This window comes from Gillisia mitskevichiae, from assembly GCF_003634585.1.
Lineage (GTDB): Bacteria > Bacteroidota > Bacteroidia > Flavobacteriales > Flavobacteriaceae > Gillisia > Gillisia mitskevichiae.
The window spans coordinates 311,694-334,867 of the sequence record NZ_RBLG01000003.1; the positions used below are offsets into that span (position 1 = coordinate 311,694).

Annotated in this window: 15 protein-coding genes; 10 read left to right on the forward strand and 5 right to left on the reverse strand. The window is 35.8% G+C overall.

What is annotated here, in order from left to right; genetic code table 11:
• Nucleotides 1–11: 11 nt before the first annotated feature.
• Together BC962_RS12185 and BC962_RS12190 are read left to right on the forward strand one after the other, a co-directional pair.
• On the forward strand, nt 12–1,166 hold the full coding sequence (locus BC962_RS12185) for a SusF/SusE family outer membrane protein (RefSeq protein WP_121346303.1): 1,155 nt from the start codon (nt 12–14) through the stop codon (nt 1,164–1,166).
• A gap of 124 nt (nt 1,167–1,290) precedes the next feature.
• On the forward strand, nt 1,291–2,736 hold the full coding sequence (locus BC962_RS12190) for an alpha-amylase (RefSeq protein WP_121346304.1): 1,446 nt from the start codon (nt 1,291–1,293) through the stop codon (nt 2,734–2,736).
• 69 nt (nt 2,737–2,805) lie between these two features.
• Here the strand turns inward: BC962_RS12190 and BC962_RS12195 are convergent, their stop codons facing one another.
• Complete coding sequence (locus BC962_RS12195; protein WP_245984181.1) at nt 2,806–3,795, reverse strand: aldose epimerase family protein; 990 nt, start codon at nt 3,793–3,795, stop codon at nt 2,806–2,808.
• 603 nt (nt 3,796–4,398) lie between these two features.
• Here BC962_RS12195 and BC962_RS12200 point away from each other — a divergent pair.
• Nucleotides 4,399–7,029: a TonB-dependent receptor gene (locus tag BC962_RS12200; protein WP_121346306.1), complete on the forward strand. Its 2,631-nt coding sequence runs from the start codon at nt 4,399–4,401 to the stop codon at nt 7,027–7,029.
• 105 nt (nt 7,030–7,134) lie between these two features.
• The gene (gene nhaC / locus BC962_RS12205) at nt 7,135–8,571 is read left to right on the forward strand and encodes a Na+/H+ antiporter NhaC (protein WP_121346307.1); all 1,437 of its coding nucleotides are present in this window, start codon (nt 7,135–7,137) and stop codon (nt 8,569–8,571) included.
• Between the two features lie 84 nt (nt 8,572–8,655).
• Here the strand turns inward: nhaC and BC962_RS12210 are convergent, their stop codons facing one another.
• Entirely contained in the window at nt 8,656–10,029 is a 1,374-nt protein-coding gene (locus BC962_RS12210; RefSeq protein WP_121346308.1) for a saccharopine dehydrogenase family protein, read from the reverse strand.
• Nucleotides 10,030–10,257: 228 nt separating this feature from the next.
• Between BC962_RS12210 and BC962_RS12215 the strand changes: the two genes are divergently transcribed.
• Together BC962_RS12215 and BC962_RS12220 are read left to right on the forward strand one after the other, a co-directional pair.
• The gene (locus BC962_RS12215) at nt 10,258–11,388 is read left to right on the forward strand and encodes an amidohydrolase (RefSeq protein WP_121346309.1); all 1,131 of its coding nucleotides are present in this window, start codon (nt 10,258–10,260) and stop codon (nt 11,386–11,388) included.
• Between the two features lie 100 nt (nt 11,389–11,488).
• Nucleotides 11,489–11,749, forward strand: coding sequence for a DUF1456 family protein (locus BC962_RS12220; RefSeq protein ID WP_121346310.1), 261 nt, complete (start codon nt 11,489–11,491; stop codon nt 11,747–11,749).
• 85 nt (nt 11,750–11,834) lie between these two features.
• Here the strand turns inward: BC962_RS12220 and BC962_RS12225 are convergent, their stop codons facing one another.
• Nucleotides 11,835–13,301, reverse strand: coding sequence for a glutamate synthase subunit beta (locus BC962_RS12225; RefSeq protein WP_121346311.1), 1,467 nt, complete (start codon nt 13,299–13,301; stop codon nt 11,835–11,837).
• A 5-nt stretch (nt 13,302–13,306) separates the two neighbouring features.
• The gene (gene gltB, locus BC962_RS12230) at nt 13,307–17,815 is read right to left on the reverse strand and encodes a glutamate synthase large subunit (RefSeq protein ID WP_121346312.1); all 4,509 of its coding nucleotides are present in this window, start codon (nt 17,813–17,815) and stop codon (nt 13,307–13,309) included.
• Nucleotides 17,816–18,282: 467 nt separating this feature from the next.
• On the opposite strand from gltB, the gene BC962_RS12235 reads away from it, so the two are divergent.
• The 3 genes from BC962_RS12235 to BC962_RS12245 all read left to right on the forward strand — a co-directional run bounded on the left by BC962_RS12235 (nt 18,283) and on the right by BC962_RS12245 (nt 20,354).
• Nucleotides 18,283–18,516, forward strand: coding sequence for a hypothetical protein (locus BC962_RS12235; RefSeq protein WP_121346313.1), 234 nt, complete (start codon nt 18,283–18,285; stop codon nt 18,514–18,516).
• 235 nt (nt 18,517–18,751) lie between these two features.
• Entirely contained in the window at nt 18,752–19,090 is a 339-nt protein-coding gene (locus tag BC962_RS12240; protein ID WP_121346314.1) for a P-II family nitrogen regulator, read from the forward strand.
• 25 nt (nt 19,091–19,115) lie between these two features.
• Nucleotides 19,116–20,354, forward strand: a complete 1,239-nt coding sequence (locus BC962_RS12245) for an ammonium transporter (RefSeq protein WP_121346315.1) — start codon at nt 19,116–19,118, stop codon at nt 20,352–20,354.
• Nucleotides 20,355–20,460: 106 nt separating this feature from the next.
• Here BC962_RS12245 and sucC read toward each other — a convergent pair whose 3' ends face one another.
• On the reverse strand, nt 20,461–21,651 hold the full coding sequence (gene sucC, locus BC962_RS12250) for an ADP-forming succinate--CoA ligase subunit beta (protein ID WP_121346316.1): 1,191 nt from the start codon (nt 21,649–21,651) through the stop codon (nt 20,461–20,463).
• Nucleotides 21,652–21,878: 227 nt separating this feature from the next.
• Here sucC and BC962_RS12255 point away from each other — a divergent pair, with 227 nt between their 5' ends.
• The gene (locus BC962_RS12255) at nt 21,879–23,057 is read left to right on the forward strand and encodes an MFS transporter (RefSeq protein ID WP_121346317.1); all 1,179 of its coding nucleotides are present in this window, start codon (nt 21,879–21,881) and stop codon (nt 23,055–23,057) included.
• Nucleotides 23,058–23,174 lie beyond the last annotated feature (117 nt).

Consider the following 23,174-nt stretch of genomic DNA (forward strand, 5'->3'; position numbering starts at 1 on the left):
TAACATATACAATGAAAAAAATAACAAACATATTCATAGCGTTTATCGCAATCCTTAGCTTAAATGCTTGTTCAGAAGATGACGATTTTACCTTCACTGCTAAACCAGATACAGAAGGTATTTCGTTCACAAATTCAACCTCAGAGGTATATACACTTAGAGCATCGAATGCAGATAATTTAGCTGAAAGATTTGTATGGAATGAAGTTGATTTTGATGTTCAAACACCTGTAAATTACGAGCTTCAAGGTTCTGCTACAGAATCTTTTGAAAGTTATTCAGTTTTAGGAGATGTAACTGTTACAAATCTATCTGTAACTGTCGCTTCTATGCTAGAACTTGCTGCAGAGGCAGGTTTAGATAATGATCCAGATACAGATCTTCCAAATACCGGTAACCTATTTTTCAAAGTTAGAGCTTATGTTGGAGGTGATGCAGGTAATGTAGTAGATCAAACTTCAGAGGTTTTATCTCTTACTGTATTATTACCAGAAGGAGAAGTAGAAGGTCCTGTTTACAAACAATTTTACTTAGTAGGAGATGCTACTTCTGCAGGTTGGAATCCAGATAACAATAACATTCCTTTATTTAGAGATTCAGCAAATGAAAATATCTACCACTATACTGGAAGATTTGCTGGAGGTGATGGAATTGAAGGATTTAAATTACTTGAAACATTAGGAGATTGGGATTCACAATGGGGTGTAGATGGAGATGCATTTACAAGTAAAGCTATTTTAGGTGGAGATCCTTCTGCCTTCGCTGTAGCTGCAGATCAATATTACAAGTTAATGGTGAACAGAGAAGAATTTACTTATTCTTTTGAAGTTTTTGATGCTAGCGCAGCAGCTACTTATGATGTGGTAGGGCTTGTTGGAGCAGGAACATCTGTTGGATGGCCTGGCGATGATAACCCAACTCCAGATATTAAAATGACTAAATCTGATTTTGATGAACATATTTGGAAAGCAACTGATGTTGTTCTTACAAATGGACCAGTAAAGTTTAGAGCTAATTTAGACTGGACTGTAAACTGGGGTGGTGGAGAAAATTTCCCTAGTGGTATAGCAAATGGTGACGATATTATAGCTACAGCTGGAACATATACTGTATGGTTCAATGATATTAGTGGTCGTTATATATTTATTCCAGTAGTGACTGAATAATTTTCAGAATTCAATTTATTCTAAAGCTGTCTAAAGATAAAAGGCTTAACCTATTTCTAAATTTTAGAAGTTAAGTTAAATCTATATTATCCTTAGGCAGCTTTATTCATTTAAAAAAATACAAATGATTAAAAAAATAATTTTTGGAGCGGCAGTATCTTTAATGATATTTGGGACCTCTTGTTCTTCCGATAGTGATCCAGTAGATTCTACAGATGATGTAGTTGGGGGTGGAGAAACTCCTACTCCGGATATTCCTAAGGCTTTGGATCTCTCTAAATTTGATAACGGATCTGGGGTAATGATGCAAACTTTTTATTGGGATGTAGAGCCAAGACATGAATGGTGGAAGATCCTTAACGATAAAGTTGCTGGATGGGCAGATGCCGGTGTAGATAGAATCTGGCTTCCGGTAGTATCTAAGGGACAATCTGGAGGATATTCTATGGGTTACGATCCTTCAGATTATTTCGACTTTGGTGAATATTTTCAACAAGGAACCATTCCTACCAGATTTGGAACACGTGCCGAATTAGAAACTTTAATCGCTAGCGCTCACAGTGTAGATCTAGAGGTTATTGCAGATATAGTACTTAATCACAACTCTGGTGGTGGCGAAGAATTTAACCACTTCAGAAATAAGAACACCTATACCCTATTCGATGAAACGCATGGAAATGCATCTGGAATGTTTAATAGGAGTTATAAAGATTACCATCCTAACGATATTCATGAAAGAGATTCAGGAGATCTATTCTATTCAGAGCAAGATGTGTGTCATGATCAAGAACGCGTTCAGGAGTGGTTCTGGAAAAAGGATAATTCAGTTGCCAAGTATTACAAAAATGTAATGGGCTTTGATGGTTGGAGATTCGATTATGTAAAAGGTTTTGAACCATGGGTAGTTAAAGCTTGGGTAGACGAAGTTGGCGGTTTTGCAGTTGGTGAAAATTACGACGGAAATAGTTATGTATTAGAAAGATGGGTAGAAGCATCTGGTGCATCGGCATTCGATTTTGCTTGTTTTTATAAGATGGAAGAAGCATTTGACAGGAACAATGACCTTACTTATTTAGGGAAAGATATGTTACGTAAAACCTATCCAGATAAGGCGGTAACTTTTGTAGCCAATCATGATACAGAAAAAGATGATAATAAAGATAACCGTATAGACGAGTCTAATAAAATGAAGGCTTATGCTTATATTTTAACTCACGATGGCTATCCAACTATTTTCTATTCAGATTATGAAAATGCTGATTTTCAAGAGGAAATCAAAAACATGATCCTATTGCATAATACTTTAGCAGTTGGTGATGTGGAAGTGCTTTATAATGACAATGATGAATATATAATGAAACGAGCCGGAAATACAACTAATCCAGGTTTGATCTTATATATAAACACAAGTGGCAATAATAAACGAAGAGAAGTAGTAACTAATTGGACTTCCAAGAAGTTAATGGATTATGGAAATAACTCCTCTTATTCTCCTTCTACTGGTGCAGATGGCGTGGTAAGCATTGAAGCTCCCGCAAATTCTTATAGCATCTACTCTATCATGGAGTAATTTATATACAAACTTAGATATTAAAAAGGCTGCTTTTATAGGCAGCCTTTTTCTATTTATATATAAATCCTATCGCTTTATTGTAAATTGAAATGAACTTCTGTTGGAATACTTTTCTTTGGGATCTAAAATCGAGTTTGGAAAATTATCATGATTTGGTGCATCTGGAAAGTTTTGGAGTTCAATGCAAATCGCTGCCGACTGCGAAGCTATTTCAGTCTGATATTCCCATAGATCCGGTAAATCTACAGGTATATAGACAACTGCAGCGGGTTGATTGGTTTTCACACTTAATTCTATTCCGGTTTCCTCTGAGAATAATTTTACTTTAACCTGCTCTTTAGCTGAATTAAAAACAAATGTATCATCCAACAAGATATCTCCTATTATTTTTGGTGTTTGAAAACTCTTAACATCATTTGTAAAGGATCGATATTTCCCAGAAGGTCTTAATTTTTCATCCACTTCTAGTAGATATTTAGAAGCTATATATAATTCATGATCTCTCACATCTCCTCTACCACTAAGATTAAAATAAGCGTGATTTGTAAGATTTACAGGAGTTCGTTTATCCGTTTCTGCTTGATATTCAATTACCAGTTCATTTTCTTCCGTAAGTGTGTAAATAACCTGAACTTTTAGATTACCAGGATAACCCTCTTCCCCATCTTCAGAAAAAGTGCTCAGTTTTATTGAAGGGTTTTCTCCTTCTGTAATTTTATCTACCTCCCATATTTTATGCTGAAGACCTCTAAATCCACCATGTAAATGAACTCCGTTTTTTTGAAACAGTTTAAAAGCTTTACCACCAAGCATAAATTCTCCTTCAGAAATTCTTCCTGCATACCTCCCTATGGAAGCTCCAAAACATTTATTTTCTTTTATGTAGTTTTCAGAAGCATAGACTTCCTTGTGCCTTGGACCAACAAGGATATTTACAATTTTGTCATTCTTATCTAATAAATAAAAACTAAACAAACTTGCACCGAGATTCAAAATACTCAGTTCGGTACCTTTAGAATTTTTAAGAGTATGGACTTCAAGGCTATCGTGATTCATAAAATTACTTCTGATATTTATTTTCTACTAGATTCTAATCAATTTCAAAGTAAAAGAATTTAAATATTTTTTTTGCCTATATAGCTTTAAAATAAAAATAATAGCATTCATAGACCTTTAAAAATATTTTACAGGATGACTTTTTTTTAGCGCAGTAAATTATGAAGCCTCATTACAAAAGATCTGTCATCGGATTTACATTAGTATATAAATTCTATTTTAATATTTATTAGAGAGATGCTTAGAGAAGTAATGTTTGAAGATTCTTAATCACTTTGAACCTTGAAATTTTACTATATCTAAATTACCTCAACAAATGCCTTTTAAAAGCTTGAATATCAATTTATAATAAATATAAATTATTGTTAAGGACTTAAAATTCCTTCAAATTTGATAATTAATCATTATAATTCTTACAATTAGATAAATAGCGAATAATTATAGATAATTTTAATTATAATACATTTTTTTAACTAATTAATAAATATAATTATCCGTTAATAATAAGGAGTGTTATTAATTATTAATTGCGTACGCAAAAAAAAATACATTTGCATTTCCTTAAGGTTTTGTTAATATTTGGCGCAACCAATTAATACAATTATGAAAAAAACAATCAAAAAATTAAATTTCTTGTTATTAATTTTCTGTATCCCAATAGCATCCTGGGCACAGACTTCAGTTACAGGAAAAATAATTGACGAAAAAGGTGAAGGTGTACCATTTGCTACCGTAATGGAAGAAGGAACCACCAATGGAACTACAACAGATGAGGTTGGAAATTTCGAATTCAATGTTTCTAAGCTCCCTACTACAATAGTAGGTTCCTATATAGGTTTTAAAACTAAAAAACAGGAGATCACTGCAGCTACTAATATTGTAATGACTTTAGCTCAAGATAGTTTTGGTCTGGATGAAATAGTTGTAACAGGACAGGGAACAAAACCAAGAACGATCTTAGATTCTCCCGTACCAGTAGACAACTTTGGGGTTAAGGAATTAACTACAAGTGGGAAACCAACATTAGATAAGATGCTAATGTTCAAGGTTCCATCTTTTAATTCTTCCAATCAAGCGATCTCGGATGCTACTGCTCATTACGATCCAGCAGATCTTCGTGGATTAGGACCAAGTAGAACTTTGGTACTGGTAAACGGAAAACGTAAAAATCAGAGTGCACAGGTTTACTTGAATAGAACTCCAGGAAAAGGAGAAGTTGGAGTAGATTTAAAAAGTATCCCTACTGCTGCAATAGAGCGTGTAGAAGTATTAAGAGATGGTGCATCTGCACAATATGGATCTGATGCTATTGGTGGGGTAATTAACATGATCTTAAAAAAGAATGTTGAATATACTACTGTAACAGCAACTACAGGAATCACTTCTGAAGGAGATGGTTTTACTTTTGGTTCAGATCTAAACACAGCATTTAATTTTGGAGATGGTGGATATGTAAACCTTACTTTAGGATATTACAAGCAAAACACTACCAACAGAGCGGGAACTCCTGGAACTAATGATCCTGGAGCAGAAAGACCTCAAGAAATTCAATGGCAAATAGACAATCCAGATTTAGGAATGCACGTTGGTCAACCAGCTATGGAGAAAACAGACATATTTGTTAATATGTCCCATCCTCTTGGAGAAAAAGGAGAATTTTACACTTTTCATGGTTATACCACTAGAACAGGTCAAAGTTTCGCATATTACAGAGCCCCATACTGGAGAAGAGATGTTGCAGATGCAGGATTTCTAACAAGTCCGGAAGACTTTGTAGGTTATCAACCAACATTTGAGGCAAAAATTAATGACCATATTAATGTTATGGGAGTTAAATATGATCTTGGAGAAAACTGGAATGCAGATGCTAGTGCTACTTATGGAGCCAACTCTGTATCTTATACTGTAAACAATTCTGTAAACAGGGATTATTTGGCAGACAACGGAACCTCTCCAACAACTTTCCATCCAGGAGGCTACAGGCTTCAAAATATGATCGGAAATTTCAACGTGGGTGGATCTCTAGTTGAAAACGTGAATGTTGGAATGGGATTAGAATATAAGAAAGAATATTTCGATGCTTTTGAAGGAGATCCTTTTTCTTATTATAAAGGAGGATCAGATTCTTTTGCGGGGGTAAAACCTGCTGAAGCTGGAAGTTGGGACAGAAGCAATTTTGCTGCCTTTGCTCTTGTAGATTATGATGTTTCTGATGCACTTTTATTAGGTGCTGCAGCCAGATATGAAGATTACTCAGATTTTGGAGATAACTTTTCATTTAAAGTGAATGGTAGATTTAAATTAGGAGAAAAAGGAGCTGTAAGAGCCTCTTATAGTACAGGTTTTAGAGCACCAACATTACATCAACGTTATTTAACAAATAGTCAATACATTATTATTGCTGGTATTAGCGAGCCTTTCTTACAAGGAACTTTGGCAAACGACAATCCTGCAGTACAAGCTTTAGGTGTAAAAAGTTTATTTGCTGAAACTTCCAGAAACTTATCTGCTGGTGTAACTTATAAATTCAGCAATAATTTCTACGGATCTATAGATTTTTATCAAATAGAAGTGGATGATCGTGTATTATTATCTTCTCAAATTGGATCTGATGGTGATGATGAAACAAGAAATCCTGTAGAGCAAATTTTGGATGACAACAATGTAAGAGCTTTACAGTTTTTCGTGAATGCAGGAAACACAACAACTACCGGAGCAGATATTGTTTTAAATTATAAAAACTACAGTGGTGGATTCGGTGCTAGTTTTGCTGCCAATTTTAATAATACTGAAATTGACGCTATCACTACACCTGCTGCATTAGCTGAAAACGGGTATAATATTTTTGCTCGTGAGGAAAAAGCATTGATAGAAGATGCAAGACCAAAATATAAATTGATCTTAGGACTTAATAAGGAATTAAATAAATGGAACATTGCATTGAATAATACTGTTTTTGGATCTGTAACGATCAGACATCCTGAAGCGAGCCCTCAGGGGATCGATCAAGAACTTCCAGCAAGATTGATCACAGATTTTGTTCTTACTTACAATTTCACAGATAAACTGAGTATAACTGGGGTTGCAAATAACCTCTTTGATGTATATCCAGAGCTAACAGATCCTAATACTTTCACTTCTGAAGCTGGAGCTAGATTCCCACATTCTTCTGAAGTACAACAACAAGGTTTATTAGGTGCTAATTTTAGAGTAGGTTTAAACTATCAATTTTAATTTTTAATTTATATCATGTTAAAAGGGGCTGTTTAAATAAACAGCCCCTTCTTTTTTACAATTTTTTATAATCGAAAATCAGATCATTTAATTTTCCAATAAATTATGCCAAAAAAACATATTTCATTTATAAAAGGTTTTGTCATAATATTCATTTTGGCCTTAATTGTGAGCTATTGTATGATGGTTTTGGAATTACCAACCATTGTAACCTTGTTCTTATGTATTGTTTATATAAGTACAATTAGTTTTTTTCTAGGATATACTTTAGAAGATATCAACGATTTCATTTTAGATGGAGTTAGAAAAAGTGCATTTGTCGTTGTAATGCTTTTAGCCATTGGATGCTTAATTGGTGGTTGGATCGCCTCGGGAATTATCCCCACAATTATTTATTATGGTTTAGATATTATAGATCCTAATTACTTTTTAGTAGTTGGCCTTATATCTTGTTCCATTGTCTCCTATTTTACGGGCAGTGCTTATGCCTGTATTGGAACTATAGGGGTCGCAATGATCGGGATTGCACAGGGAATGGGAATTTCTCTCCCTCTCACCGCAGGAATGATATTATCTGGTGCTCTTTTTGGAGATAAAATGTCGCCTTTTTCAGACACCACTAATATGGCTGCTGCAGCTACAAATACCCCATTGTTTGTCCATATTAAATCTATGGTCTACACTACTCTACCGGCATGGATCATTGCTTTGTTCATATATGCTTACTTAAGCAGAGGTTTCAATCTTTCCGGGATACATATAGATCAAATTGAAAGTCTTAAAATCTCCATTCAGGAACACTTTTTTATATCTCCATTTATGCTGCTGGTGCCTTTGATTACTATTGTTCTGGCAGTAAAAAAAATCCCGCCGGTAATAGCTATCAGTTTAGGAGCAGTAATAAGTATTATTGTAGCATTAATTTTTCAACACCAGTTTGATATTTCTACTATTTTAATGAGTTTGGTACAAGGCTTAGACTTGGACTTCGGAAGTGAATTAACCACTAAACTATTTGCAAACAGGGGTGGCATGGAACATATGATGCATACCATTTCCATCGTAATTGTCGCTCTTATTTTTGGGGAAATTATAGCTAAAACAGGAATTCTTGGTGCATTGATTAGCGGACTAGAAAAACTGGTTTTTAATACTGTTTCTCTTGTATTTATAACAATTACAAGTTGTTTGGTTACTACAATGATTAGTAATAGTCAGTATTTATCCATTTTAATGCCCGGCGAAGCATTTTTACCTTTATATAGAAAGAAAAATGTGTCCTCCAGAGTGCTCTCCAGAAGTCTGGAAGATGGTGGGACTATGTTTGGAATGATGGTCCCATGGACAGGAGATGCTGCTTTTGCTGCGCTTACTCTTGGAGTTGCAACCATAGATTATGTTCCGTTTGCTTTTTTTGCACTATTAAGCCCAGTGATTTCAATTATTGCAGCTTCCATTAATTATGGGATCTGGACAGCAAAACAAGATGATTGGGTTAATGAGGAGGAAGCAATCGAAAGTTTAGAAATCGCATCGAATTAGTTCTTCTCTTTATTCTGAAATTAAAAAAAGGCTGCAGATAATATCTGCAGCCTTTTAAATTATTATTTATACGAATTATTTCAATTAATTAGCCAGTCTCCCTTTAGAATTATAGCCTATATATTCCGATTCTTTTTCTTCAAATGTAATTCCGTAGGATTCCATTTCTTTCAAAATAGGCTCATATACTTCTTTCCTAATAGGAATTTGCACCCCTTTGGTAGATACGTTTCCATTTAAAATGGCCAAAGTTACCATCGCTACCGGCAAGCCAACAGTTTTTGCCATAGCAGTTTGACTTTGGTCTTTTCCAATATTCACCATAGAAGATTCAATTAGCTTTTTCTGTCCGTTTAATTCGTAGCCAAACCTGTGATACATTACGATCATGTCCTTATCATCTTCAGCAAGGGTCCAGGTATCAGATAAGATCTTTTGAAGCGCCTGTGCGGGAGTTGCATTTTCAATTCCTATAATCTTCTCATCATTAAACAGGTCTAAATCCAACAATTTATCCCACATGATATCGTCCTGATCGATCTTTAGGTTATGTCGCATTTTTATTTCAACAGAATCCGTATCCGAATATGGAAGAAAAGTATTTACAAATTCACGGTAACTCATGTTTTTTGTGTCTGGCAACTCATAAGAATCACTGGTCATCCCTAGTTGTACAAACATATCCCAAGCCCTGCTAAATCCAACTCTTCTAATTGTTCCTCTATAAAGGGTTAGAATATCCTCTAATCCATAAATACTTCGATAGTCCAAGGAATTTCTATTGGCGTAAGCTTCAAATTTGCCGTGCCCATCTATTTGAATATATTCTGTTCTCTTAAAGAGTTTATTATAAGGAATAGATTTATATTTCCCTTCCTGAATAAATAAAGCCTCTCCAAATTGACCGGAAAGCACAACATTTCTTGGTTCCCATGTAAATTTATAGTTCCAAAGATTGGTATCACTTTCTGGCGCTACTAAACCTCCGCAGAAAGATTCGAACAACAACAATTTACCTCCATCGTCTCTAATTCTGTCTATAACCTGCATTGCACTCATATGATCAATTCCAGGATCTAAACCCATTTCATTCATAAAAACAAGTCCATTTTCCTTTACCTCTTTATCCAACGCCATCATTTCTTTGGTTACATAAGATGCAGACACCAAGGATTTCTTCAGTAAAATACAATCTTTAGCAACTTCTATATTAAATCTGGCAGGCAACATGGATATCACAATATCCGACTGTTCAATAGCTTTTTCTCTACTAATTTTATCTGTGATATCTAAAGAGATCACATTGCAATTTTCGTGATTGCCATACATTTTTGAAGCTTGTTCTATATCAAGGTCGGCAATAGTGAGTTGTATATTCTCTTTTACAGATTTCTCTAATAAGTATGATATAAGTACCGAGGTTGATTTACCGGCACCGAGGACTAATATATTTCTCATATTTTAGGGTGGTATTATATTTTAATGAAAAGATTCTCACGAATATACTTAATGTTAAACCCTTAGAAAATTATGCTTTAGCTTAAATAAATTTTAATTTATTTATTAGTAAATACCTAAAAATCAAGATAAATAACTAAAGGACACTAATTGCTACAAAGAAAGAAATGTATCTTAAAAACTGTAATTTAGCAAGCCTTTGGAATCACGTAAAACACTACAATTGCAATGCTGAAAAAAATAAAAGCTTTAAGAAAAGAATTGCATCAGTTTCCTGAAATATCTGGTGAAGAAAAAGAAACAGCAGTTCGTATTAAAAAATTTCTATCCTTATATCCACCTTCAAAATTAATTGAAGACATTGGAGGCCATGGTCTCGCAGCAATCTATTCATTTAATGAGGATGGGCCTGTAATATTAATTCGTTGCGAACTAGATGCATTACCAATTGAAGAATCAAATTTATTCTCCTATCGTTCAGGATTACAAAATGTCTCCCATAAATGTGGGCATGATGGGCATATGGCAATTGTTGCAGGATTAAGCTATTGGATTAAAGAACAATCCTATAAGAAAGGGAAAATCATCTTGCTTTTTCAACCAGCAGAGGAAACTGGCAAAGGAGCTAAGGCTGTAATTGAAGATGAGAAATTTAAAGAACTGCAACCAGATTATGTTTTTGCTTTGCATAACATTCCAGGAGAACCATTAAATAGCATAATTAGAGTTCAGAACAATTTCTCCTCCTCTGTACAGAGCCTGGGGATTTTATTTAAAGGTAAAGAAGCTCATGCCTCCGAACCAGAGAATGGTATTAACCCCGCGCTTGCCATTGCAGATATAATTAAACAATTTAAGCGATTAAATATTTTAGAACCTGAAAAACCCGATTTCGCACTGCTTACTCCAATTCATATTAAAATGGGGCAGATAGCATATGGCGTTTCAGCAGGTTCTGGGGAGCTTCATTATACCATAAGAACTCGGGACGAAGAACATATGACGAAGTTAAAATTGGCTATTAATGAGCTTGTTTACAATATTTGCAAGCAATATAATTTAGGAATAGAAACCGGATGGTTCGATTATTTCCCGACTTCTGCCAATGATCCTTTTTGTAATGATTTAATCCAGAAAGCTGCTGAGATCAATAATTTAAAAATAAATGAAAAACCATATCCTTATAAATTTGGAGAGGATTTTGGCTGGTATTCAAAATACTACAAATCGGCTATGTTTGGCTTAGGGGCTGGAGAGAACTCTCCTGCGCTACACAATCCGGATTACGATTTTCCAGATGAAATTATCCCCACGGGAATGGCTATGTTCACTTCGATTATTGACCAAATTCTTAAATAAAAATAAGGTAGATAACCCTTCAAGTTCTCTTTAAGCTTCACCCAATTTTTATAAATTAGAAAATTTCTGACTTCTCTTTAAAATCCTTATTTTTGTGGCTATGGGATTAACTAACAATGATACGTTTAAAAAATTACGAGTTGCACTTAAACTTCGTGATGACGATATAGTACAAATTTGTGCACTGGTAGATTTTAAAGTTACCAAAAGTGAGCTTGGCGCCATCTTTAGAAATGAAGATCATCCAAAATATGTGGAATGTGGAGATCAATTTTTAAGAAACTTCCTAAATGGATTGGTTATACACATGCGTGGGCCAATGCCTAAAAAGAAAACTTCAGAAAAGAAAAGCGAGGAATAATCCTTTTATTTTTAATATTATAAAGCCGAAATCTGGATATGATTTCGGCTTTATTGTACTTCCTAAAATTTTATTATTTAAATTACTATCGCCTTGGAAGATCTCCCTCTCCTTTAAGAGGTAAGTTTGAGGCTCCCATTAGGTATTTATCTACATAGTATGCAGCTTCTCTACCTTCAGAAATTGCCCAAACTATTAAGGATTGACCTCTTCTTGAATCACCCGCAACAAAAATTCCGGGAACATTGCTCATATAATTATCTATCGAGGCTTTAATATTACTCCTCGCGTCCATTTCTAATCCGAGTTGCTCTGGTAAATTGGTTTCACTTCCTGTAAAACCCATTGCTAATAGTGCCAACTCGCAATCCCATTTTTGTTCAGTTCCAGGTACTTCAGATAATTGTGGCCGCTCCCCTAGTTTATGTGTCCATTCTACTTCTGTTGTAATTAAACCAGTTAAATTCCCGTCCTTATCTCCTAAAAACTCTTTAGTAGAAATGCTCCATTGTCTTTCTGCTCCTTCTTTATGAGAAGAGGTAGTCCTCAACCTCATAGGCCAATATGGCCAAGGCTGATTCTTAGGTCTTTCCAAGCCAGCCTTTTCCATGATCTCAAAGTTGGTAACACTTACAGCTCCTTGCCTAAAAGAAGTTCCTACACAATCACTTCCAGTATCTCCTCCTCCAATTACAACAACTTTCTTGTTTTGTGCTGAAATTTCCTCTCCCAAAAATGGCAAATTATCCACTCTCCTATTATTTTGAGGCAAGAAATCCATAGCCTGATAAACTCCTTTTAAATCTGCTCCTTTAATTGGTAATGCTCGGCTCACAGTTGCTCCTCCGCAAAGTACTATAGCATCGTGATTGGATTTTATTTCTTCTACTGATATATTTTTTCCTACATGTGCTCCAGTAACAAATTTTATTCCTTCTTCTTCCAATACTTCCAGACGTCTGTCTATCACAGATTTTTCCATCTTAAAATCCGGAATCCCATATCTTAGCAATCCACCTGCTTTTTCGTCTCTTTCAAAAACAGTAATATAATGTCCCGCCCGGTTTAGTTGCTGTGCAGCGGCAAGACCAGCAGGACCAGATCCTATTACAGCCACTTTTTTACCTGTCCTTATTTCCGGAACTTGTGGCTGTATCCATCCATTCTCAAAAGCCTGCTCTGCAATATTCTTTTCGATATTCTCGATAGTTACAGGATCTTCATTAATGTTTAATACACAGGCTTCCTCACAGGGTGCCGGACACAATCTTCCTGTAAATTCAGGAAAATTATTAGTGCTATGCAATATTTTTGCCGCTCTTTCCCATTTACCTTTGTAAACTGCATCATTAAAATCGGGAATCAAATTACCCAAGGGACAGCCGCTATGGCAAAACGGAATACCGCAATCCATGCAGCGTGCGCCCTGATCTTTTAGTTCCTTTTCTTCAAGAGGAATGGTAAACTCCTTGAATTCTTTCACTCGCTCCTGGGCAGGAGCATAGGCTTCTACCTTTCTTTCATATTCTAAAAATCCGGTTGGCTTTCCCATTTTCCCTATTCTGTTAAATCAATTAATTTTTCTTCTTCTAACCTTATCAATGCCAAACGATATTCTTCCGGCAAAATCTTGATAAAGTTTGGCAGACATTGCTCCCAAGTTTCAAGGATCCTTTGAGCTAACCTGCTTTGTGTGTAATTGTAATGATTGGTGATCAACTTTTTAAGAAGCAACTTATCTTCTTCCTCTTTCACTTCTTCAAGGTTCAAATCTTTAGCAAGACAATTCTTTTTGAATGAATTTTTCTCATCAAAAACAAATGCTAAACCTCCACTCATTCCTGCACCAAAATTCCTACCTGTCTCTCCTAAAATCACAGCTACTCCTCCCGTCATGTATTCACAACCATGATCTCCAATACCTTCGGCCACAGCGAGAGCTCCACTATTTCTCACGCAAAAACGTTCCCCTGCGACCCCATTAAAATAAGCCTCTCCACTAACAGCTCCGTATAAAGCAACGTTTCCTATAATGATATTATCTTCTGCTTTCAATGTAGATTCCTCGGGTATCTTTACAATTAGACGAGCTCCGGAAAGACCTTTACCCACATAATCATTTGCATTTCCATCAACTTTAAGACTGAGTCCTTTAGTTGCAAAAGCCCCGAAACTTTGCCCGGCCGAACCCTTAAAATTGATCTTCAAGGTGTTGTCTGGCAAGCCTTGTTCCCCATATATTTTAGATATCTCATTACTTAAAATAGCTCCCACGGCTCTATCGGTGTTATGGATTTCAAGCTCCAACACCATTTTTTCTTTTCTGAACAAGGCCGGATGAGCCAATTCTATAATTTCAAAATCTATTGATTTTTCTAAACGATGATCTTGCTTTTCGGTATTATAAACTGAAACATTTGCAGGAACTTCTATTTTATGCAGAATGGGACTAAGATCTACTCCGGCAGACTTAAAATGATCGACGGCTTTTTGTCTATCTAATTTATGTACCTGACCAACCATTTCATCTACTGTTCTAAAGCCCAATTGCGCCATGATTTCTCTGAGTTCTTCTGCTATGAAATACATGTAATTCACCACATGCTCCGGCTTCCCTTCAAATTTCTTCCTTAAGTCTGGGTTTTGAGTTGCAATTCCAACCGGGCAGGTATTTAAATGACAAACCCTCATCATCACACATCCCGAAGCCACTAAAGGCGCGGTTGCAAACCCAAATTCTTCTGCACCCAAAAGACAGGCAACTGCTACATCTCGACCAGTTTTTAACTGCCCATCACATTCCAATTTTATTCTGCTTCTAAGATCATTAAGCACTAATGTTTGCTGAGCTTCTGCTATTCCTAATTCCCATGGTAAACCAGCATGCCGTAATGAGGTTAGAGGCGATGCTCCCGTACCGCCGTCATAACCGGAAATAAGGATTACATCTGCTTTCGCTTTTGCCACACCCGCAGCAATAGTTCCTACTCCAACTTCAGAAACAAGTTTTACATTGATCAAGGCCTCCCGGTTAGCCGATTTAAGATCATAGATCAATTGCGCTAAATCTTCTATGGAATAGATGTCGTGATGCGGGGGTGGAGAAATAAGCCCCACATAAGGAGTGCTATTTCGTGTTTTCGCAATTTGCTTGTTCACTTTTGGACCTGGCAAATGACCACCTTCTCCAGGTTTAGCACCTTGAGCCATTTTTATCTGAATCTCGGAAGCATTGGTTAGATAGTTACTTGTTACTCCAAAACGACCGGAAGCTACTTGTTTTATAGCACTATTACGCCAATCTCCATTTGCGTTTTTATAAAATCTATCTGCATCTTCTCCTCCTTCCCCACTATTGCTTTTTCCACCAATCCTATTCATAGCGATCGCTAAATTCTCATGTGCTTCCTTACTTATGGAACCATAGGACATTGCTCCAGTTTTAAAACGCTTTACAATTTCTGTCCAAGGCTCTACCTCATCTAAAGGAATTGGATCGTAATTGGAGAACTCAAACAAGCCCCGAATTGTCATAAGCTGTTTAGATTGCTCATTTACCAAGGCAGCATATTCCTTGTAGGTCGCAGGGTCATTATTTCTAACCGATTCCTGAAGCTTTGCAATAGTTAATGGGTTAAACATGTGTTTTTCCCCGTTCCGTCTCCATCTGTATTCTCCCCCAATTTCCATATCCAGGTCGCCAGAGATATGCTTTGCATTAAAGGTGTGTTTATGTCTTTTTGCTATTTCTTTTTCTACTTCATAAAGGCCAATCCCCTCTATTCTGCTAGGAGTATTTGGGAAATATTTATTTATAAGTTGAGAATTCAATCCTAAGGCTTCAAATAATTGAGACCCTCGATATGAATTAAGGGTAGAGATCCCAATCTTGTTCATCACTTTTACTACCCCATTTCCTACAGCCTTATTATAATTTTCTACAGCTTCTTTAAAATCTACAGCATTTAAATTTCCTTCATCAATTTGTTCTTTAATGATCTCGTTCACCATGTAAGGATTGATAGCACTTGCTCCATACCCAAATAATAGTGCAAAATGATGTACTTCCCTAGGCTCTGCAGATTCTATTATAAAGCTCATTTTGGAACGTTTCCCTAGTTTGAATAAGCCGCTATTTAAATATGAACATGCTAATAATGCGGGAATTGGAGCCATCGTTTCATCTACACCTCTATCGGAAAGTATAAGGATGGTCTTCCCTTGGTCTATAACTTTGGCTGCAGTTGTAAGCATTTCTTCCAAGGCTGCTTCCAAACCGTTTAGTCCCTGATCAATTTTATATAAAATTGGAATTTCGGTAGATTGAAAATCCGGATGATTAAAATTCTTGATCTTATCCAAATCTTCTTTAGATATCACAGGATTGTGAATTCGGATCTTTTTACAGAAATCTGGAGAGATCTCCATTAAATTAGTGTCTCCACCTAAGGTTAAGCTAAGATCGGTTATAAGTTCCTCCCTGATCCCATCTAATGGCGGATTAGTAACTTGTGCAAATAGTTGTTTAAAGTAGTTATATATAAGCTGTGGCCTTTCAGAAAGTACCGCCAATGGGGTATCTGTTCCCATAGAACCAATAGGCTCCTTTGCACTTCCAGCCATGGGAAGTATAATGGTGTTTACATCTTCTTGGGTATAACCAAAGGCATTTTTACGTAATTGTATAGGTGTTAGATCTATTTCTAAAGGTTCATTTCTATATGGTATTTCTTTAAGGTGGATTCTATTTTCATCTAACCATTTGCCATATGGTTTTCGAGTAGCTATCCTTTCTTTGATCTCTTCATCATTAATTATTCGCCCTTCATTCATATCTACCAGAAACATTCTTCCTGGTTGCAACCTTCCATGAAATGCAATATTTTCCGGTTTTATATCAAGGACTCCTGTTTCTGAAGACATAATTACATAATCATCTTTAGTAACTGAATATCTGGAAGGCCTAAGCCCATTCCTATCTAATACAGCTCCAATATAATCGCCATCTGTAAATGGAACTGAAGCTGGTCCATCCCATGGCTCCATGATACAGCTATTAAATTCGTAAAACGCTTTTTTAGCTTCGCTCATTTCCTGATGCTTCTCCCATGCTTCAGGCACTAACATCATCATTATTTCCGGCAAAGATCTACCGGACATTAATAAGAGTTCCACTACCATATCCATAGAGGCAGAATCAGATTTTCCACTTAAAATTATAGGAAAAAGCTCTTTTAAATCATCATCAAAAAGTTCACTTTTCAGCAACTCTTCCCTACTCCGCATTCTTGCAATATTTCCTCTTAAGGTATTAATCTCACCATTATGGCACATGTAGCGAAACGGCTGAGCCAGATCCCAAGTGGGAAATGTATTTGTTGAAAACCGTTGATGTACCAATGCCAAACGAGTAACTACTTTTGGATCTAAAAGATCCTTGTAATAGAACTTAATATCCTCGGGCATAAGAAGTCCTTTAAATATTAAGGTTTTAGTAGATAAGCTTGGAAGGTAAAAGAATGCCCGCTCAGATAATTTTGATTTTAGAATAGTGTGTTCTGTAATTTTTCTTGCACTATATAATTTAATTTGAAACAATCTGTCTTCCAAACCAGCATCTGGTTTACCTATAAAGATCTGTTCTATTACCGGCTCCACATCTGCAGCTATTGCTCCCAAATGACTTGCATCTACCGGCACCACTCTCCACCCTAATACTTTTAGTCCTTTTTTATTTATTTGCTCCTCAAAGATCTTTTTACAATATGCTTGCTGATTTTCCTTTCTGGGAAGAAATACATTTCCCATAGCATACTCTCTTTCTGCAGGTAGATCGAAGTCACAGTTCTCCACAAAAAAATCATGGGGAATGTCTATTAATATTCCCGCCCCATCTCCGGTCTTTCCATCACTGCTTACAGCACCTCTGTGTTCTAATTTTTGTAAAATTTCCAGTGCCTTATGTATAATGTCATTAGATTTCTTTCCTTTTAGATTACAAATAAAACCAGCACCGCAATTTTCATGTTCAAATTCGGGTGAATATAACCCTTGCTTTTCCCTCATGACTCTTCCTTTTTTCGACTTAATTTTGATAAATCTAAATAATATTAAAATTGATTGCACTATAATCAATTAAATGATTTTTACATTTAATAATTTCTCAAAATATGCCTTTTTTAATACAAAATCCGAAATTGAAAAGCTTCTAATTATCATATTAGCAATGACTTTTTCGAACTCTTTTCCAAAAAGGTGACTTTTAACATACTACTATATTGATATGAAAATCAGAATCTGACGTTTTCGGCAAATTTTGTGGGTGAATTCTTCTACATAAACACAAAATCGAGTAAAAACAAAACAGCAAAATGATAATTTTAAGGTTTTTTTACATTAATTAATTAACACCCCCTAAATTTTTGGGGGTGTTTATTAATAATTACATAAATATAAATGCTATGCCCCATTATTTTCGTCAAATTTTGAAAATATACATAGATTAGTAACCAACTAATTAACTGTATATCTATATGAAAAAAAATTGCTTAGCTCTCCATATTCCTTTTGCTTTCAATTCTTATGCACAAGAAGAAGAGGCTCCAACAAAAAAGATTAATATCTCAGGTCCTTCTGATGCATCTATACTTTTCAATTTATATTCCTTCAACCTTAATTATGAGGAACTAGATACACAGACTCATGCAAGATTTTTCGCTAACGATCTGGGTTTTGCAATAGGTATGTCTAAGGTAGTTATGGGTTAAGAAATAGGAAAGGTAGAAGAAGTAGCAGATCTCGTATTTGGACCTCGCGGGGGAGATGCAGTTTTTAATTCAATTGGAAGTTCTAATATCGAAAATCAGCTTTATGTAGACTGGAATGTGAATGATAAAGTAATGCTCACCTTGAGTAACTGGAATCCGTATTTGGGGTATGATGTGATCTCCCCCACTGCACTTCTTGCAGCAGTATATAAATTTTAAACTAATTATATAAGTCATGAAAAAAATAGAAGCAATCATCAGAAAATCAAAATTTTCTGCTGTTAAAAAAGCCTTACATGAAAAAGGTATCAATTTCTTTTCCTATTGGGATGTAACCGGTTTAGGAAATGAAAAACAAGGCAGTGTCTATCGGGGAGTTTCCTATAGCACTAGCGATATTCAGCGTAGATATTTATCCATAGTTGTAGATGATGCTTTTGAACAATCTACTATCGATGCCATCCTCGATGCAGGACGCACAGGAGAAGTTGGCGACGGAAAAATATTTGTATCCGATATCAATGAAGCATATAGAATTCGCACAGGTGATAAAGGAAAAGAAACTCTAAACTAATTATTAGGCATAAAATGTTATTTATATGGACTCAGGATTATTTACAATAAACAATGTATGGATGATGATTTGTACTGGGCTGGTATTTTTTATGCACCTCGGCTTTTCATTGCTGGAAATTGGACTTACCAGACAAAAGAATACAATAAATATACTCTTCAAAAATCTATTCATTATTTGTGCAGGTTTACTTATGTATTATATAGGTGGTTTCAATTTGATGTATCCGGGATTTGAAGAAGGATCTGCAGGGATCTTAAAATTTGCAGGCTTCGGAATAACCGCTCCAGAAAATGGAATGGTCCCAGCATATGCAAGCGGAGGATATACTTGGTGGACAGATTTCCTTTTTCAAGGGATGTTTGCTGCAACAGCAGCCACCATTGTTTCTGGAGCAGTTGCAGAACGTATTAAAATTGGAGGATTTATGATGTTTGTTGTAATTTACGTTGGCTTCATCTATCCAATAGTTGGTTCCTGGAAATGGGGTGGTGGCTTTCTGGATAGCATGGGATTCTATGATTTTGCCGGAGCTACCTTAGTACACTCTGTTGGAGGTTGGGCCGCATTAGTGGCTGTGTTTCTATTAGGACCACGTATTGGTAAATTCGATGAAAACAACAAACCTCAACCTATTCCTGGCCACAATATTCCATTTGCAGCTACAGGAGTATTAATACTATGGTTAGGATGGTTTGGATTTAACGGAGGCTCTGTATTATCTGCAAATCCTGCAATTACTTCCCTTGTACTTGTTACCACATCATTGGCCGCAGCAGCAGGTGGGATTTCAGCTTTTTTAACTTCCACCTTAATGTATAAGAATTATGACCTTACCATGTTCCTCAATGGAATTTTAGGAGGACTGGTAGGAATTACTGCCGGAGCCGATTTAATGTCTCCCAACGAAGCTGTAGTAATTGGTTTAATTGCCGGTGTTGTTATAGTAATGGGCGTAGCTCTTATAGATAAATTGAAACTAGATGACCCTGTGGGAGCAATCGCTGTACACCTAATTTGTGGTATTTGGGGGACATTAGCTGTTGGGATATTTGGATCTATGGCAGGAATAGATCAATTTATTAATCAATTAATAGGTGTTGGAATTGTGGGCGCATTTTGTGTAATAAGCTCCTTAATTATTCTTAAGATCATAAAATCTTTTGTTGGGATAAGAGTTTCTGAAATAGAGGAATTGGAAGGTTTAGACAGACATGAACATGGAATGGATGCTTATCCCGATTTTAGAGCGAACGAGCATTAAGTAAGTGGTATGTTGTAATTTTAAAAAATCATTTCGATTTCAAACTTTTCAAAACAAAAAAATCCCAAACTTTCGTTTGGGATTTTTAATATGTTGAGATTATAATTTAAGCTAAAACAGCCTGAACTTTATCTGCAGCTTCCTGGAATTCTATTGCACTTTGTACATCCAATCCGCTATTATCTATAATTTCTTTTGCAATATCTGCATTAGTACCTTGTAAACGAACAATTATAGGCACATTGATGTTACCCATGTTCTTATATGCATCTACAATTCCTTGTGCAACACGATCACATCTTACAATACCACCAAAGATATTAATAAGGATCGCTTTTACGTTTTCATCCTTCAATATAAGTCTGAAAGCTTCTTCTACTCTTTTTGCATCTGCAGTACCACCAACATCTAAGAAGTTAGCTGGTTCTCCACCTGCTTGTTTAATAAGATCCATAGTTGCCATCGCAAGTCCTGCCCCGTTAACCATACACCCAACGTTACCGTCTAAATCTACATAGTTAAGTCCTACTTTTCTTGCTTCAACCTCTACAGGATTCTCCTCACGGATATCACGCATTTCTGCATAATTCTTATGTCTGTATAAAGCGTTATCATCTAAAGTTACTTTAGCATCTACCGCCATGATCTTATCATCACTCGTTTTAAGAACAGGATTGATCTCAAATAAAGCTGAATCAGATTCTACGTAAGCAGTATAAAGAGCAGTAACGAATTTCGTCATTTCTTTAAAAGCTGTTCCGCTTAAACCTAAGTTAAAAGCTATTCTTCTTGCTTGAAATCCTTGTAATCCAACTGAAGGATCAATTTCTTCAGTAAAGATCAAATGCGGAGTTTCTTCTGCAACTGTTTCTATATCCATTCCACCTTCAGTAGAATACATGATCATATTACGTCCTGTATTTCTATTTAAAAGTACAGACATGTAATATTCTTCTGGCTCATTATCACCAGGATAATAAACATCTTCTGCAACTAATACTTGGTGAACTTTTTTCCCTTCAGCAGAAGTTTGAGGAGTAACCAGATTCATCCCGATTATTTGTCCTGCAATTTCTTCAACCTCTTTAAGATTTTTAGCAAGTTTAACTCCACCACCTTTACCACGGCCTCCGGCATGCACCTGAGCTTTGATTACGTGCCATCCGGTTCCGGTTAACTCGGTAAGTTCTTTTGCAGCATCTACTGCTTCTTTTGCATTATGAGCAACAATACCACGCTGAATGCGTACGCCAAAGCTGTTCAAAATTTCTTTTCCTTGATATTCGTGTATGTTCATAATCTGCTTTTCTTCAGTATTAATTACGGAACGCAAAAGTAACAAATGTAAAAGTATTGTACCAATCTTTTTTGGGATATAAGTCTCTTCTACTTAAAAGCTCTAAAAAGCAACCCAAATATGGCTGCATTACAGGTCTTATTCACTAAAACGTTATCGTGGTTTCCCTTGATATTATTACGCCAAACAGGAATTCTATCTTATTTTTGCGGTTTAATTTTTTCTAGATGAATAAAGGATTATTAGCATTAGCTATAGGTGGTTTTGGAATTGGAATGACGGAGTTTGTGATGATGGGTATCTTACCAGATGTTGCTACTGCTTTAGATATTAGTATTCCAAAAGCTGGTCATTTTATCTCTGCCTATGCTTTAGGCGTAGTAGTTGGCGCTCCCTTGATCACAGCTATTGGGGGAAAATATCCAGCACATAAGATCTTACTATTATTAATGCTTTGGTTTACAGTTTTCAACACACTTTCTGCATTTGCAGGAAGTTATGAAATGCTTCTAGCAGCTAGATTTTTATCTGGCTTACCACATGGTGCATTTTTTGGAATTGGAGCCGTAGTAGCAGGAAAATTAGCGAAACCCGGAAAATCTGCTCAGGCAATTGCTATCATGTTCACCGGTTTAACCTTAGCAAATGTATTAGGCGTCCCACTGGGTACTTATTTGGGACATCAATATAGTTGGGGGATTTCATTTTTAATGGTTGGAATAATAGGAATTATGGCCATGCTAGGGATAAAATTTTGGATGCCTGCTTTAGATAAATCTTCTCCAGACGGATTTAAAAAAGATTTAAAAGTGCTTAAAAAACTTGAACTATGGATGGTGATCTTACTTACTACAGTAGGAACTGGAGGCTTTTTTGCTTGGTATAGTTACATCGCTCCTTTAATAACAAACGTTGCAGGACATGATGAAAGCGTGGTTAGTTATGCCATGATCCTTGCAGGCTTAGGAATGGTAGTTGGAAATATCTTAGGTGCAAAACTTGCTGAAAAATTTAGCCCTATCTACGCTGTGATCCTTACATTAATCACCATGGTCATTCTTTTGGTTGCGAATTCATACTTAGCACATGATCCTATTCTTATTTTAATTATGACCTTTCTAATAGGTATGGTTGCTTTCTGTATCTCTACTCCTATTCAAATGGCGGTGATAAATTCCTCTAAAGGATCGGAGATGCTAGGATCTTCTTTAAATCAGAGTGCATTTAATATGGGTAATGCCTCTGGCGCCTATTTAGCGGGTTTACCAATAGCCATGGGATACGGTTTTACTTCAGCAACATTAGTGGGAGCAGCAATGGCGGGAAGTGGTGTTTTAATAGCTATTGGAGTTATATTAATTAGAAAAAAACATCAAGAAACTTCAGCAATCGCTGTAGAGGCTTAATCTTATTCTTAAGAAATAATAGGTGTTCCTAATTTTAACAGAAGTAAATAATTAGTTTTATTTTGGTATTCTTTATATCTAATTAAAAATCTCGATTATTTTTGTAACGTAAAATTC